We start from the raw sequence: 13,085 nt of genomic DNA, 5'->3' as shown, positions 1-13,085 counted from the left end.
AGGCGGAGCGACGAAGGTGTGTCGCTCCGCCTCAGCGAGGCTCGCGATGGGCGAGCCGGGTGTCTCGGCTACTTGATCGCGTTGACCGCGGTCTTCGCCTTCTCAGTGACGGCATCGCTCAACGGTGCCGAGCCGGCGTGGTCGGCAGCCTGCTTCTGGCCGTCGGCGCTGATGACGTACTCGAAGTAGGCCTTGACGAGCTCGCCCTTGCCCTCGGTCTGGTACTCCTGGCAGCCGATCAGGTAGCTGACCAGCACGATCGGGTAGGCACCCTCGACGCTGTAGTCGAGCTTGTACGCCAGGTCGGCATCGCCGCGGCCGTCGATGAGCTTCGAGTGCTCGACGATCTTGGCCGCAGCCTCGGCCGAGTACTTCACCCCATTGACGGCGACCGTTCCGAGGTCGCCGGCCTGTGAGGCGTCGAGGTAGCCGATCGAGCCGTCTGAGCCGGTGAGCGCCTGCTTGACGCCCTGGGTCTTCTGCGCCGACTGCGCATTCGGGTTCGACGCGAAGGGGAAGGTCTCGCCGACCTCGGCGCTGCCGAAGGCGTCAGGGGCCTCAGACTTCAGGTAGTTCAGGAAGTTCTTTGTGGTGCCCGACTCGTCGCCGCGGAACTTCACCTTGATGGTGGTGTCGGGCAGCGTGACACCGGAGTTGAGGTCGGTGATGGCCGGATCGTTCCACTTGGAGATCTGCCCCGAGAAGACCTTGGCGATCGTCGCCGCATCCATATTCAGCGAATCGATGCCGTCGAGCTTGAAGGCCACGGCGATGGGTGAGATGTACGCGGGAATCTCGACGATGTCGTTGGTCTTGCAGGCGGCGAACTTGCCGGCGAGCTCATCGGTGCTGACGGCCGAGTCGCTGCCTGCGAAGTCGGCGGTGCCACCGGCGAACGCCTTGCGTCCTGCGCCCGAACCCTCGGGATCGTAGTTGACTGCAACGCTCGCGTTCGACGCGATGAAGCCGGCCTTCCATGCCTCCTGTGCGCCGCTCTGGCTCGAGGCTCCCGAGCCGCTGATCTGACCGCTCAGCGAAGAGGTCGATGAGCTGCTGCCGCTCTCGTTGCTGGCGCAGGCCGACAGCGAGATAGCGGCGACGCCGAGCAGTGCGGCGGCCTGGATGAGGCGAGTCTTCTTCACGATGTACCCTTTCAGGTTTCTTGCATGCGGCCGCAGGGAGAAGCGGCCCGGTTCGTTTCTCAACCTACGGATGCTCGGTGTCGAGATTCTCACCAGTGCCTTAACGGCAGGTGAACGACGGAGGGCTGTTCGGGTCGTGCCCTGAGAGCACTCTGCCCGAGCCACCTCGTGAATAGGATGGCCCGGGCAGGTTGCCGTGCTCGCTCAGCGCTTCGCTCAGCGGCCAGGCAGGTCAGCTCTCACTCTCTTCGTCGAAGGGAGCGTAGGTCGCCACCGTGACGAGCTCGAACGGGCGCTCGGCGTCGCCCGTCTGGGCGATCTGCGCGATCACCAGCTCTGCTGGTGCCAGCGTGGCATGTGAGAGCAGCCGGGCACGGGCTGGCTCGTCGATGAGCGCGCCGACTGCCGAGAGCACGCCCGGAAGCACCGGCCGGTGGGTGCAGAAGAGAGCCGAACGTCCCTGCGAGACGACGTCGGTGACCAGATGCTCCGAGGCCTCGGGGTCGGTGGCATAGTCGGTCTCGGTGAGTTCGCTGGCACGGCGCACACGGGTTCCGCAGGCTGTCGCATACGGCTGCACCGTTGACAGACAGCGCTGCCACGGGCTCGTCACGATCTGCTGGAACGTTCCCCAGCACTGCAGCAGCGCAGCCAGGTGTGCGGACTGGGACTGTCCGTGCGAGGTCAGCGGGCGGCTGGCCTCGCCTTTGCTCCAGTCGACACGGGACGTGGCCTTGGCGTGTCGCAGCACCCCCACCGTGAGGATCGGGCGGTCGAGCGTGGGCAGCTGACCCTCGAGTCGAGTGAGCAGCTCGCGGTCGAAGTCGTAGGTCAGCAGTCGCTGCGCTTCGGCGAAGGGCAGCCAGAGCAGCTCGTCGACCTCGTGATTCGGCGAGAAGTGCTTTGCGCTGTCTTTGACCTGCTCGGCAGAGATCTGAGAGGTCCAGTAGTGCACGACCTTGGGCTTGCCCCCGACGTGATAGTGCACGGCGTCGAGATACGGCCCGAGAGCGGCCCGAATCCGGCTCTCTTCGCGCAGCTCGCGAATGGCCGTCTCAGGCACGCTCTCGCCTGGGTCCTGTTTGCCCTTGGGAAACGAGTAGTCATCATGGGCAGCGCGGTGGATGACCAGAATGTAGGGCTCGCCGGCGATGCGTCGCCAGCAGAGCACTCCGGCGGCGACGATCATTTGCGCTTCGCCCGAGCCCGAGCCTTGCGCGTCGCGGCGATGCGCAGGAGCTCCTCCTGCACATCGAGCAGCCGGTTGCCGTGATCGTCGAGGTAGTGACGTTTCCAGCTGCCGTCTGCGCTGAGGTGCCATGACGAGGTGGTATCGGCGACACCCATCGCGAGCAGATCGGTGAGCTCTGAGATCTGGTCGGGGTCGACCAGCCGCACGAGCGCCTCGACACGACGATCGAGGTTGCGATGCATCATGTCGGCGCTGCCGATGTACACGATCGGGTCGCCCTCGTTCGCGAACCAGAAGATTCGCGAGTGCTCGAGAAAGCGACCGAGCACCGAGCGCACGGTGATGTTCTCGCTGAGCCCCGGCTCGCCCGGCTTGAGTGCGCAGATGCCGCGCACCCAGACCTCGACGGGAACGCCGGCCTGGCTGGCACGATAGAGCGAATCGATGATCTGCTCGTCGACCAGCGAGTTGACCTTGATCTTGATGCCGCTCGTCTTGCCTGCGCGTGCATGCGCGATCTCTTGGTCGACCAGATCGATCAGGCCCGTGCGAATGGTCTTGGGGGCGACCAGCAGACGGTTGTAGTCCGACTCGGCCGAGTATCCCGAGAGGTGGTTGAACAGCCGGCCCAGGTCGGCTCCGACCTCCTCGGAGGCGGTGAGCAGGCCGAGGTCTTCGTAGAGACGTGCGGTCTTCGGGTTGTAATTTCCGGTGCCGACGTGGCTGTAGCGCACCAGACGACCCTCTTCTTCGCGCACGGCGAGCGAGAGCTTGCAGTGCGTCTTCAGCCCGACCAGACCGTAGACGACGTGCACGCCTGCGCGTTCGAGCTTGCGCGCCCACGAGATGTTGTTGGCCTCGTCGAAGCGTGCTTTGATCTCGACGAGGGCAAGCACCTGCTTGCCTGCGTCGGCCGCGTCGATCAATGCCTGCACGATCGGACTGTCGCCCGAGGTGCGGTACAGCGTCTGCTTGATGGCGAGCACGGTCGGGTCGGCCGCAGCATGCTCCAGGAACGCCTGCACGCTGGTCGCGAACGACTCGTAGGGGTGATGCAGCAGGATGTCCTGCTTGCGAATCGCCCCGAAGAACTCGGCGTGCTGATGCGGCTCGATGTCCTGCAGAAAGCGATTGGTGACGGGAACGGCGACAGGGTAGTGCAGCTCGGGTCTGTTCAGCCCCGAGATGGCGAACAGGCCGGTGAGGTCGAGCGGCTCGCGCAGCTTGTAGACGTCTTCGTTCTGCACGCCCAGTTCGCTGACCAGCAGCTCGAGGATCGTCGGGTTGATGTCGCTGGCCACCTCGAGGCGAACCGGCGGGCCGAAACGGCGGCGCAGAAGCTCCTTCTCAAGCGCCTGCAGCAGATTCTCCGCCTCGTCTTCGTCGACCTCGAGGTCTTCGTTGCGAGTGACGCGGAAGGCGTGCGACTCGACGACCTCCATGCCGGGGAAGAGCTGGTCGAGATGCGCAGAGATGAGCTCTTCGAGCGGGACGAAATGCGTCTGCGCGTCGCCGATCTCGCCGACGCGAATGAAGCGGGGCAGTGACTGCGGCACTTTGACGCGGGCGAACTCGCGCTTGTTCGTCGTGGGGTTGCGCACGATCACGGCCAAGTTGAGCGAGAGGCCAGAGATGTACGGGAAGGGATGCGCCGAATCGACCGCCAAAGGGGTCAGGATCGGAAAGACCTTCTCATCGAAGTAGGTGCGCAGACGAGCGCGATCGGCCTGATCGAGGTCGTCGAAGTGCGAGATGCCGATGCCGACCTTCTCGAGCTCTGGCAGAACGTGCTCGTGCAGGATGCTCGACTGACGCTCCTGCAGACGGTGTGCCTCTTTCGAGATCGCGCTGAGCAGCTCGAGCGGGGCATAGCCCGAAACGGCGGGAACGGCGATGCCGAGTGCCACGCGGCGCTTCAGGCCGGCGACGCGCACCATGAAGAACTCGTCGAGGTTGTTCGCGAAGATGGCCAGAAACGAAGCTCGCTCGAGCAGCTGCAGCCCGGGGTCTGCGGCCAGCTCCAGCACGCGTTCGTTGAACCCCAGCCACGAGAGCTCTCGATCCAGATAGCGGTCAGGTGGCAGCTGTGCGCTCGGCTCTGCTGCGGCCGTGGGCGAAGGCTCTGTGACGGTGCTCTTCCCCTGGCTGTTCTTCGTCTTAGTCTGCTGTGACGGTTCGCTCATTCCTCAATCATCTCACCTGCCAATGAATATCTCGTGAACGCTCCTCGAAACCGAGTCGGCGGTAGAGCGCGAGGGCAGGCACATTGTCTGCTTCGACATACAGCGACACGTCGGTGACGCTCTCTGCCAGATGGCGAAGGCCCTGCTCCATGAGCACCCGCCCGAGACCGCGTCCGCTGTGGTCGGGGCTCACCGCGATCGCGTAGATCTCGCCCTCGGGTCTGCCGTCTGGGCCGGGTGCGATCTTCGTCCAGTTGAACCCGACAAGTTCGTCAGCCTGCCAGAGCAGCAGCACGTCGTCGGGCGAGTACCAGCTCTCGCGCTGCAGCGCGGCGAGATCGTCAGCGGTGATCTGGCCCTGCTCTGGATGCGCTGCGAAGGCCCGCGCATTCAGATCGAGCCAGGCCTGCTCGTCGCGGCCTGTCTGCATGGTTCGCAGCTCGAGCCCGTCTGGCAGCGCCCGGGTGGGTGCGTCGGAATCGGTCAGCTCCAGCAGCGCATGGTGCGGCAGCTGCATCAGCAGCAGCTCGCGAATCGCGACGGCGCCGCATGCCGTGGCGAGCGCCCGAGCCGCGTCAAGCCCCCCGTGGGCCCAGACGAGGCGTCCACCGGCGCCGACCGCTGCCTGCCACAGTCGCCTGCCGAGCCCCTGCCGGCGCGCGTCAGGGGCGACCACGAGCTCGAATTCGTCGCCGGTGACGACTGCGGCGGCAGTCAGCGTCTTCTCGTCGGCGTGTATCAGTGCCACGCGGGCCTGACCCTCGCTCAGCTGGCTCCATGAGTGGTCGTTGAAGGGCTGGGCCCCGTCAGCCTGGAACGCCCGTGCGGCGAGGTCGCGCAGCGCCCGCAGATCGGCGGAGCGCACCGGCCGTGGCCCGTCGATCGCCGAGACGATCACACGCCCGCTCCGCTGGCGGCGCCGTTCGCCGCGGCTATGGGGCGCTCCTGGTCGACCGGGTTGAAGCGATAGCCCACGTTGCGCACGGTGCCGATCAATGAGTCGAGCTCGCCGAGCTTGGCGCGCAGACGACGCACGTGCACGTCCACTGTTCGGGTGCCGCCGAAGTAGTCGTAGCCCCAGACTTCGCTGAGCAGCTGCTCGCGGGTGAACACTCGGCCGGGGCGGCCGGCGAGAAAGCGCAGCAGCTCGAACTCCTTGTACGTGAGATCGAGCGGTTTGCCGTTGATGCGCGCCGAGTAGCTGGCTTCGTCGATGGTGAGCCCGGCAGCGCGGATGACCGAGGGGCCGTCCTGCTCGACGGCTGCGCTGATGCGTCGGGCCAGACGTATGCGAGCGTCGATCTCGGCCGGGCCGGCGGTCGACAGAATAAAGTCGGATGCGCCCCAGTCGCGGCTGATCGCGGCGAGTCCGCCTTCGGTCACGACCAGAATGACCGCGACATCGAGATGAGAGGCGGCCATCAGCGAGCAGAACTGTCGCGCGGCAGGCAGGTCGGCCCGAGCGTCGACGAGAACGACGTCGGCGTCGATGCATGACATGACGCTGTTGCTCGACGGCTGCACGGTCGTGACCTGGTGGCTGAGCAGGGTGAGAGCGGGCAGCACGCCGTCTTTCATGCTGGTGAGAACGACGAGCTTCGACACTGGGGGCCTTCCTGGGGAAAGTTGACCTCATCATAGTCGAGGCTGGGGGCGATCGGCGTCAGCGCCGCGTCTCAGCCGCATCCATACCCCTGCTCGGGGCGTGCGCGAGGGGGCGCGGAACGGGTTAGACTGCTGGCATGGACGGAATCGTTGCACTTGAGATTTTCTTCGTCGGCCTGCTCGCACTGGCCAGCCTCGCGATCGCCTTCGTGTCGGTGACCGTGCTGGTCAAGCTCTTCAAGGGTCAGCGCTGAGCGTGTTTGACATCCCAGAGGGGCTGCCCGCCGAGGTCAACCCGCTCAGCTGGCTGATCGGCGTGTGGGAGGGCACAGGCGTCGTCAGCTACGGGGTCGACGAAGACCACGTCGAATACGAGTTCGGGCAGCGTGTCAGCTTCACCAATGAGGGCCTGGCTGACCTGCACTACAACTCGTACTACTGGCTGCTCGACGATGAGCGCACCCCGCTGACGACAGAGACCGGTTACTGGCGCCTGGCCGCGCCCGAGCGGCCTGCCGATCACGGGCCTGCGCTGCTGCCCGGGGCCGACGGTGCCGCACGCACCATCGACGACGTCGACGAGCTGCGTTCTGAGACCGGGTTTCCGCTCGAGGTGAGCGTGCTGCACCCTGACGGCATCAGCGAGCTCTATGTAGGCACCATCAACGGCCCCCGCGTGCAGATCGGGACTGATGCCGTGCTGCGCCCGGCAGAGTCGCGTCTCTATACCGCCGCCGAACGCATGTACGGCCTGGTCGACGGCCAGCTGATGTGGGCGTGGGACATCGCCGCGTTCGGCCGGCCGATGGCCTCGATGGCCTCGGGCGTGTTGGCTCGCCGCAGTGTCTCCGGAGCAGATGCGGGAGTCGCTGAGTGACCTCCCGCGCACCGCTCGAGCCCCGACAGCTCGGTGATCCCCTCGGCGAGCAGCATCGGCTGATCACGGGGCGGGCGGTGCTGAGCATCCCCACGCGTGACGTCGTTCACGTGACCGGCGCCGATCGCGAGCGCTTTCTCAACGTGCTGCTCTCTCGTGACGTCGGATCCCTGCCCGCAGGCGCCAGCGATGAGGCTCTGCTGCTCGATGCCGCCGGCCATGTGCAGTTCGCCGTCGGTGCCGTCGGCGGCGCCGATGACGACGTCTGGCTGCTGCCCGAGCGCGGTGGTGCGGAGCGCGTGGTCGAATGGGTGCACAAGATGCGCTTCATGCTGCGGGTGGACGCCGAGGATGCCACCTCGCGTTTTGCGCAGGTCGGCTGGTTCGCCGTCAACGGCCGTGACTGGCAGCCGGCGCTCGAACAGCTCGCCGACTTCGTCTGGTGCGACCCATGGGCGCACCTGGCCGTCGGAGGCTGGCAGTACGCCGACGCTGAGACAGTCGAGTACGAGACGTGGACCTGGCGCATCGCCTTCGTCGACAGCCGCCGGCGTGCCGAGGCGAAGACGCTGCTCGACGACGCCGAAGTGCGCCGTTCCGGCGGCGACGCCTGGCAGGCGCTGCGCATCGCGGCGGCCCGCCCGCGTGAGGCCGACGAAGTCGACGACCGTACGATTCCGCATGAGCTCGACTGGCTGCGCAGCGCAGTGCATCTCGACAAAGGCTGCTATCCGGGTCAGGAGACCATCGCCAAGGTGCACAATCTGGGCCACCCGCCGCGGCGACTCGTGCTGCTGCAGCTCGACGGCAGTGACACCTGGGTCGAACACGGCGACGCCGTGCTGGCGGGAGACCAGCAGGTCGGTACCGTCACGACCGGAGGCATGCACTGGGAGATGGGGCCCGTCGCGCTCGCGGTGGTGCGACGCGGGCTCGCTCTCGACGCCGAGCTGACCGTGCAGCACGGCGACGAGACGATGGTCGCTCGTCAAGAGGCGATCGTGCCGGCGGATGCCGGGGGACTGGCCGCCTCTGCCGTACGCGATCTGCGTCGGGCGCGTCGCCGGGCGCACTGACGTACGACGTCGAGGTGAGACGTTCGAGCGGCGTCAGGAGCGGGCCGGCCGGGTAGACTTGTCGCATGACTCAAGAGACGCGCACGTTGGTGCTGCTGCGCCACGGCAACAGTGAATGGAACAAGCTGAATCTCTTCTGCGGGTGGGTCGACGCCGACCTGTCCGAGAAGGGTGTCGAAGAGGGGCGGCACGCAGGCGAGCTGCTCTCCGAGGCGGGTGTGCTGCCTGACGTCGTGCATACGTCTGTGCTCAAACGTGCGATCAAGACGGCGAATCTCGCGCTGGAGGCAGCGGATCGTCACTGGATCGACGTGCGCCGTTCCTGGCGTCTGAACGAGCGCCACTATGGCGCGCTGCAGGGCAAGAACAAGAGTGAGACCCTCGAGAAGTACGGCGAAGAGAAATTCATGACCTGGCGCCGCTCGTACGACATCGCGCCTCCTGAGATCGCCGAAGACGACGAGTACGCCCAGACGAACGATCCCCGCTACGGGCTGCTCGAGCGCGTGCCGCGATCGGAGTGCCTCAAAGACGTGCTGGGTCGACTGGTGCCGTACTGGCAGGATGCCATCGTGCCCGATCTCGCAGCCGGCCGCACGGTGCTGGTCACCGCGCACGGCAATTCGCTGCGTGCGCTCGTCAAACACCTTGATCGGGTGCCTGACGACGAGATCGCCAAGCTGAACATTCCGACGGGCATCCCTCTGGTCTATCGTCTGGACGAGGAGCTGCGCCCCCTCGTGCCGGGCGGCGAGTACCTCGACCCCGAAGCCGCCGCGGCCGGTGCCGCCGCCGTTGCCGCTCAGGGTCGCAAACAGCAGTGACCGACTGAGCCCCGTCAGAAGAGGGCCCCGACACTGGCTGAGCAGTGTCGGGGCCCTCTTCTGACATGTCGCTTGTGGGAGGGGAGGCGATCAGAGCGGGCTGCTGTCGCTCTCGTCGCCCTCGTTCGCCCAGTCGCCTGTGGCCAGATAGATGACCATGTTGGCGATGTTGACCGCGTGGTCGGCGAAGCGCTCATGGTAGCGGCTGGCGAGGGTCACGTCGACGGTGTCGAGCGCAGCGTTCTTCCACTCGTCAGAGAGCACGGTGTCGAACACGTGCTTGTGCAGTGCGTCGACCTCGTCGTCGGCCTGACGGATCGCCTCGGCGAGCTCGAGGTCCTGGGTGGCCAGGAGCTCGGGCACCTTCTTGGCGATGGCGACGTCGAGTGCGCCGAGGCGCATGAAGGTGTCGCGCAGATCGCCGGGAACGACGCGATCGGGAAAGCGGTATCGGGCCAGCTGGGCGACGTGCGCGGCGAGGTCGCCCATGCGTTCGACCGATGCGGTGATGCGCAGAGTGCTCACGATGGTGCGAAGATCTCGCGCAACCGGCTGCTGCTTGGCGAGAATCATGATGGAGAGCTCGGTGAGATCGGAGGCGAGCTCGTCGATGCGGTCGTCGTTGTCGATGACCTCTTCGGCGAGATGCACATTCGACTCGTTGAATGCGGTGACGGCCTTCTCGATGGCCTCGGAGACGAGTGTCGAGATCTCGACGAGCTTGCCCTGGACCTCTTCGAGCTCCTGCTGGAAAACGATGCGCACGGGATTCCTAACGACGTGACGGGTCAGCGATGCTGAACAACGCTGCTGATCATCTCGGAGTGAAGTGAACAACCGGTGAAGTGACGCTGAACACGAACGAACCGGCAGCTTACCATGCGACGGCCGTGACGATTCTGCGCCAACCTCCTTGCCTAGAATGGTGCCCATGGGTCTTTGGACGGTCGTTCTCGCCGCATTGGTCGGCGCGCTCGTGGCGACGACCGTCGGGCTGCTGCTCTTTCGCTCGTATCAGAAGGGCGAACGCGGTCGGTACATGGTCGCTCAGGTTCTGCCCGACGGCGTCGTGCAGTCGCTGGAGGCTCTGCCTTTTCCCGCCTTCGTCGTGAACGCGTCGAACGAGGTGCTGCTGACCACTCCGTCACTCAAGCCGTTGGGCATCGTCTCCGGCCGACGTGTGGTGCTCGACGAGATCACCCATGACATCGACCAGGTCAGAGAGACCGGCACCGCAGTGCAGCAGGAGCTCGTGCTGCGCCGCGGCCGCGGCGACCGGGCAGACAGCCACGTCACCACGCACGTCTCGGTGCTGGGCAACCGGTACATCCTCGTCGTCGTCGAAGACCGCACCCAAGAGGTGCTGGTCGAGGCCATGCGCCGCGACTTCACGACAAACGTCAGTCACGAGCTGAAGACGCCCATCGCCGCGGTGCTGCTGCTCAGCGAGGCTCTCGCCGATTCTGCGGACGACCCTGAGATGGTGAGCCGGTTCGCCCGGCAGCTGCGTTCCGAGACGCAGCGGCTGAGCGACATGGTCGGAGACATCCTCTCGCTGAGCCGCATCGAGAGCGAGCTCGACCAGCGTACGCAGTTCTCCGACGTCGATCTGGCGGCAGTGGTCGACGCGGCCATAGCCACTGCGCAGGTGACGGCACAGCGTAAAGGGGTCAGCCTCTCCGCGCGCACTGAGGGCGACCTGCGCATCGAGGGCGACGAGAAGTCCCTGGTCTCGGCGGTCGCCAATCTGCTCACGAACGCCATCGAGTACTCGCCCCAGGGCAGTGACGTCGGCGTGCTGGCCTCAGGCCGTGATGATGGTGTCTCGATCGTCGTCACCGACAAAGGCGAGGGCATCTCGAAGGCGCAGCAGGCACGCATCTTCGAACGCTTCTATCGGGTCGACCCTGCGCGGGTGCGCTCCACCGGCACAGGGGGCACCGGTCTGGGGCTCAGCATCGTCAAGCATGTCGCCCGCACCCACGGCGGCACGGTCAGCGTCTGGTCCAGGGTCGGCATCGGCTCGAGCTTCACCCTGAATCTTCCGCGCAGCGGAGACCTGACCGGGCAGGTGATCGGCACCGATCGCGAGACGCCCACAGCCGCTCCCGTGGTGGTGCGGCGGCCGTGACCTCTGACATCCGCCCCCTGTTCATCAGATGCCAGAGCCGGTTCTGGCAAGACGGCGGCCTGCTGCCGCCGCGCGACGAGAGGAAGACACGTTGACGCACCTGCTGCTAGTCGAGGACGCGCCGTCAATCAGCGAGCCCCTGACATACCTGCTGCGACGCGAGGGCTATGAGGTCACGGTCGCGCACGACGGTCTCAAGGCTCTCGAGGCCTTCGCCCAAGTCGAGCCGGACCTCATTCTGCTCGACCTCATGCTGCCGGGCATGAACGGTCTCGACGTCTGTCGGCAGATCCGTCAGACCTCGGACGTCCCCGTCATCATGCTCACCGCGAAGGACACCGAGCTCGACACGGTGCTCGGCCTGGAGGTCGGCGCAGACGACTATGTGACCAAGCCCTACTCATCTCAGGAACTGCTGGCTCGCGTGCGCGCAGTGCTGCGACGCAGCGGCGGGGCCGACGTCGGCGGCGATGAGATCACGGTCATCGAGGCCGGCGGCATTCGCATCGACCTCGATTCGCATGTGGTCAGCGTCGAGGGCGGCGAGGTCTATCTGCCGCTGAAGGAGTTCGAACTGTTGGCCTACCTCGCTGAGAACGTGGGCCGTGTGCTCACTCGGGGCCAGCTGATCGACCAGGTGTGGGGGCCCGACTACTTCGGCGACACCAAGACCTTGGACGTGCATGTCAAGCGCATCCGCTCGAAGATAGAGAAAGACCCCAAGCACCCGCAGCGTCTGGTGACAGTGCGGGGATTGGGGTACAAACTCGAGGCGTGACGTCTCGTGCGTCCGCCGGCGATCAGCCGGTCAGTGCGCGGCGTGCGACGGCGTCGCGGCTTCGCTCGGCGAGGTGGATGCCGTGGTGCCGTTCGGCGACTGCGTTTCGGATGACGAGGTCGCAGCAGGCGAGCTGGGCTCGCTGCTCGGCACCAGTGACGAGTACTCCTTGAGGTGCCCGGCGATGACCGGGATGGTCTTCTGGTCTTCGGTCTGGCCGTCAGCGGTCGCCTTCGCGCGCAGCGTGGCGCCGGGCTTGGCGCCGAGATCGGTGAGCACGTGCTCGTTCTCGGTGGTCTCGAGATCGATCGGCTGGTTCGGCTCGACGTTCCAGCTGATCGGCTGCTGTCCTTCGATGGTCAGCGTGACGTTGGTCGCTTTGGTTCCGGAGGTGGCCACCTGGCCGATGAGTCGGGCCTGGCTGCCTTCGTCATCAGAGATCAGAGCGATGTTGCTCAGGGTGACGTCGCCGACGCCGATCACGATGCCGTCAGAGGCGTTGTAGGTGCGCTCGGTGGCGACTGGCGTCGCGTACGAGCAGCCGGCCGCTCCGACCGAGACCAGCGCGACGAAGAGGGCGGCCAAAGATGCTCTGCGAATGCTCACGTTTCCTCCGCGGTAGTGCCCGCCCACGGCCGCGGGCGGTGAAATACTAGACGTACTCGGTCAGTCTACCGCGAATTCTGTGCGTCTCTCATCACTCTGGGTGGGCACGGCGGAACGGACGTATGAATATGGTATCCTTGCGGCCTACGGAGGGCGTTGTTCAATGCGTTTTGAAGTCGGCGAAGTCGTCGTTTACCCCCATCATGGGGCAGCCAAGATCACTGAGGTCAAGAAGCGTGCCGTGCGTGGCGAAGAGAAGCTCTATCTCACGCTCGAGGTCGCACAGGGAGACCTGACGATTCAGGTTCCTGCAGACAGCGTCGAAGAGGTCGGCGTTCGTGACGTGATCGACAAGAAGGGCCTCGAGACCGTCTTCGCCGTGCTCCGCGAACCCTTCACCGAAGAGCCCACCAACTGGTCGCGTCGGTACAAGGCCAATGTCGAGAAGCTTGCCTCCGGCGACGTCATCAAGGTCAGCGAAGTCGTGCGCGACCTGTGGCGCCGCGACCAGGATCGCGGCCTGTCGGCGGGTGAGAAGCGCATGCTCGTCAAAGCCCGTCAGATTCTCATCTCAGAGCTCGCCCTGGCCGAGAAGACCGACGAAGACAGCGCCGGCGAGATGCTCGACAAAGTTCTGGCCTCCTGAGGCTTCACTCTCTGCTTCTGAAGCC

At 65.8% G+C, this 13,085-nt stretch carries 13 protein-coding genes; 6 read left to right on the top strand and 7 right to left on the bottom strand.

Features of this window, described 5'->3' with window-relative positions; translation table 11 throughout:
* Nucleotides 1-68 precede the first annotated feature (68 nt).
* The 5 genes from F8O07_RS00585 to F8O07_RS00565 all read right to left on the bottom strand — a co-directional run bounded on the left by F8O07_RS00585 (nt 69) and on the right by F8O07_RS00565 (nt 6,122).
* Entirely contained in the window at nt 69-1,142 is a 1,074-nt protein-coding gene (locus tag F8O07_RS00585; protein WP_158030249.1) for a phosphate ABC transporter substrate-binding protein PstS, read from the bottom strand.
* Between the two features lie 232 nt (nt 1,143-1,374).
* Complete coding sequence (locus F8O07_RS00580; protein ID WP_158030248.1) at nt 1,375-2,331, bottom strand: NUDIX hydrolase; 957 nt, start codon at nt 2,329-2,331, stop codon at nt 1,375-1,377.
* Nucleotides 2,328-4,517, bottom strand: coding sequence for an RNA degradosome polyphosphate kinase (locus tag F8O07_RS00575; RefSeq protein WP_158030247.1), 2,190 nt, complete (start codon nt 4,515-4,517; stop codon nt 2,328-2,330). Before F8O07_RS00575 ends, F8O07_RS00580 begins: the two co-directional genes overlap by 4 nt.
* A 7-nt stretch (nt 4,518-4,524) precedes the next feature.
* The gene (gene mshD, locus F8O07_RS00570) at nt 4,525-5,415 is read right to left on the bottom strand and encodes a mycothiol synthase (protein ID WP_192496567.1); all 891 of its coding nucleotides are present in this window, start codon (nt 5,413-5,415) and stop codon (nt 4,525-4,527) included.
* The gene (locus F8O07_RS00565) at nt 5,412-6,122 is read right to left on the bottom strand and encodes a winged-helix domain-containing protein (protein WP_225732950.1); all 711 of its coding nucleotides are present in this window, start codon (nt 6,120-6,122) and stop codon (nt 5,412-5,414) included. The genes mshD and F8O07_RS00565 overlap by 4 nt, the downstream gene beginning before the upstream one ends.
* Nucleotides 6,123-6,378: 256 nt before the next feature.
* On the opposite strand from F8O07_RS00565, the gene F8O07_RS00560 reads away from it, so the two are divergent.
* The 3 genes from F8O07_RS00560 to F8O07_RS00550 all read left to right on the top strand — a co-directional run bounded on the left by F8O07_RS00560 (nt 6,379) and on the right by F8O07_RS00550 (nt 8,899).
* Complete coding sequence (locus F8O07_RS00560; RefSeq protein ID WP_158030246.1) at nt 6,379-6,999, top strand: FABP family protein; 621 nt, start codon at nt 6,379-6,381, stop codon at nt 6,997-6,999.
* Nucleotides 6,996-8,075, top strand: coding sequence for a YgfZ/GcvT domain-containing protein (locus F8O07_RS00555; RefSeq protein ID WP_158030245.1), 1,080 nt, complete (start codon nt 6,996-6,998; stop codon nt 8,073-8,075). Before F8O07_RS00560 ends, F8O07_RS00555 begins: the two co-directional genes overlap by 4 nt.
* 65 nt (nt 8,076-8,140) lie before the next feature.
* Entirely contained in the window at nt 8,141-8,899 is a 759-nt protein-coding gene (locus F8O07_RS00550) for a phosphoglyceromutase (RefSeq protein WP_158030244.1), read from the top strand.
* A gap of 90 nt (nt 8,900-8,989) precedes the next feature.
* On the opposite strand, the gene phoU is transcribed toward F8O07_RS00550, so the two are convergent.
* The gene (phoU, locus tag F8O07_RS00545) at nt 8,990-9,664 is read right to left on the bottom strand and encodes a phosphate signaling complex protein PhoU (protein WP_158030243.1); all 675 of its coding nucleotides are present in this window, start codon (nt 9,662-9,664) and stop codon (nt 8,990-8,992) included.
* Between the two features lie 166 nt (nt 9,665-9,830).
* On the opposite strand from phoU, the gene F8O07_RS00540 reads away from it, so the two are divergent.
* Nucleotides 9,831-11,030 (top strand): sensor histidine kinase, encoded by a 1,200-nt coding sequence (locus F8O07_RS00540; protein ID WP_192496566.1) that lies wholly within the window; start codon nt 9,831-9,833, stop codon nt 11,028-11,030.
* Between the two features lie 91 nt (nt 11,031-11,121).
* Nucleotides 11,122-11,808, top strand: a complete 687-nt coding sequence (locus tag F8O07_RS00535) for a response regulator transcription factor (RefSeq protein ID WP_158030241.1) — start codon at nt 11,122-11,124, stop codon at nt 11,806-11,808.
* A gap of 30 nt (nt 11,809-11,838) precedes the next feature.
* On the opposite strand, the gene F8O07_RS00530 is transcribed toward F8O07_RS00535, so the two are convergent.
* A complete protein-coding gene (locus tag F8O07_RS00530; RefSeq protein ID WP_158030240.1) occupies nt 11,839-12,414 on the bottom strand; it encodes a hypothetical protein in 576 nt (191 codons plus the stop codon).
* Between the two features lie 163 nt (nt 12,415-12,577).
* On the opposite strand from F8O07_RS00530, the gene F8O07_RS00525 reads away from it, so the two are divergent.
* The gene (locus F8O07_RS00525) at nt 12,578-13,060 is read left to right on the top strand and encodes a CarD family transcriptional regulator (RefSeq protein ID WP_158030239.1); all 483 of its coding nucleotides are present in this window, start codon (nt 12,578-12,580) and stop codon (nt 13,058-13,060) included.
* Nucleotides 13,061-13,085: the final 25 nt, after the last annotated feature.

This window comes from Pseudoclavibacter sp. CFCC 13796 (assembly GCF_008831185.1).
GTDB lineage: Bacteria > Actinomycetota > Actinomycetes > Actinomycetales > Microbacteriaceae > Pseudoclavibacter_A.
Note: the sequence above shows the minus strand (reverse complement) of the source record. Positions and strands in the feature narration are given on the sequence as shown.

What these genes read in the sequence shown, in the direction of transcription:
- F8O07_RS00580 (WP_158030248.1), bottom strand. Translation starts at nt 2,331, where the DNA reads ATGATCGTCGCCGCCGGAGTGCTCTGCTGGCGACGCATCGCCGGCGAG.
- F8O07_RS00575 (WP_158030247.1), bottom strand. Translation starts at nt 4,517, where the DNA reads ATGAGCGAACCGTCACAGCAGACTAAGACGAAGAACAGCCAGGGGAAG.
- F8O07_RS00525 (WP_158030239.1), top strand. Translation starts at nt 12,578, where the DNA reads ATGCGTTTTGAAGTCGGCGAAGTCGTCGTTTACCCCCATCATGGGGCA.
- F8O07_RS00550 (WP_158030244.1), top strand. Translation starts at nt 8,141, where the DNA reads ATGACTCAAGAGACGCGCACGTTGGTGCTGCTGCGCCACGGCAACAGT.
- F8O07_RS00540 (WP_192496566.1), top strand. Translation starts at nt 9,831, where the DNA reads ATGGGTCTTTGGACGGTCGTTCTCGCCGCATTGGTCGGCGCGCTCGTG.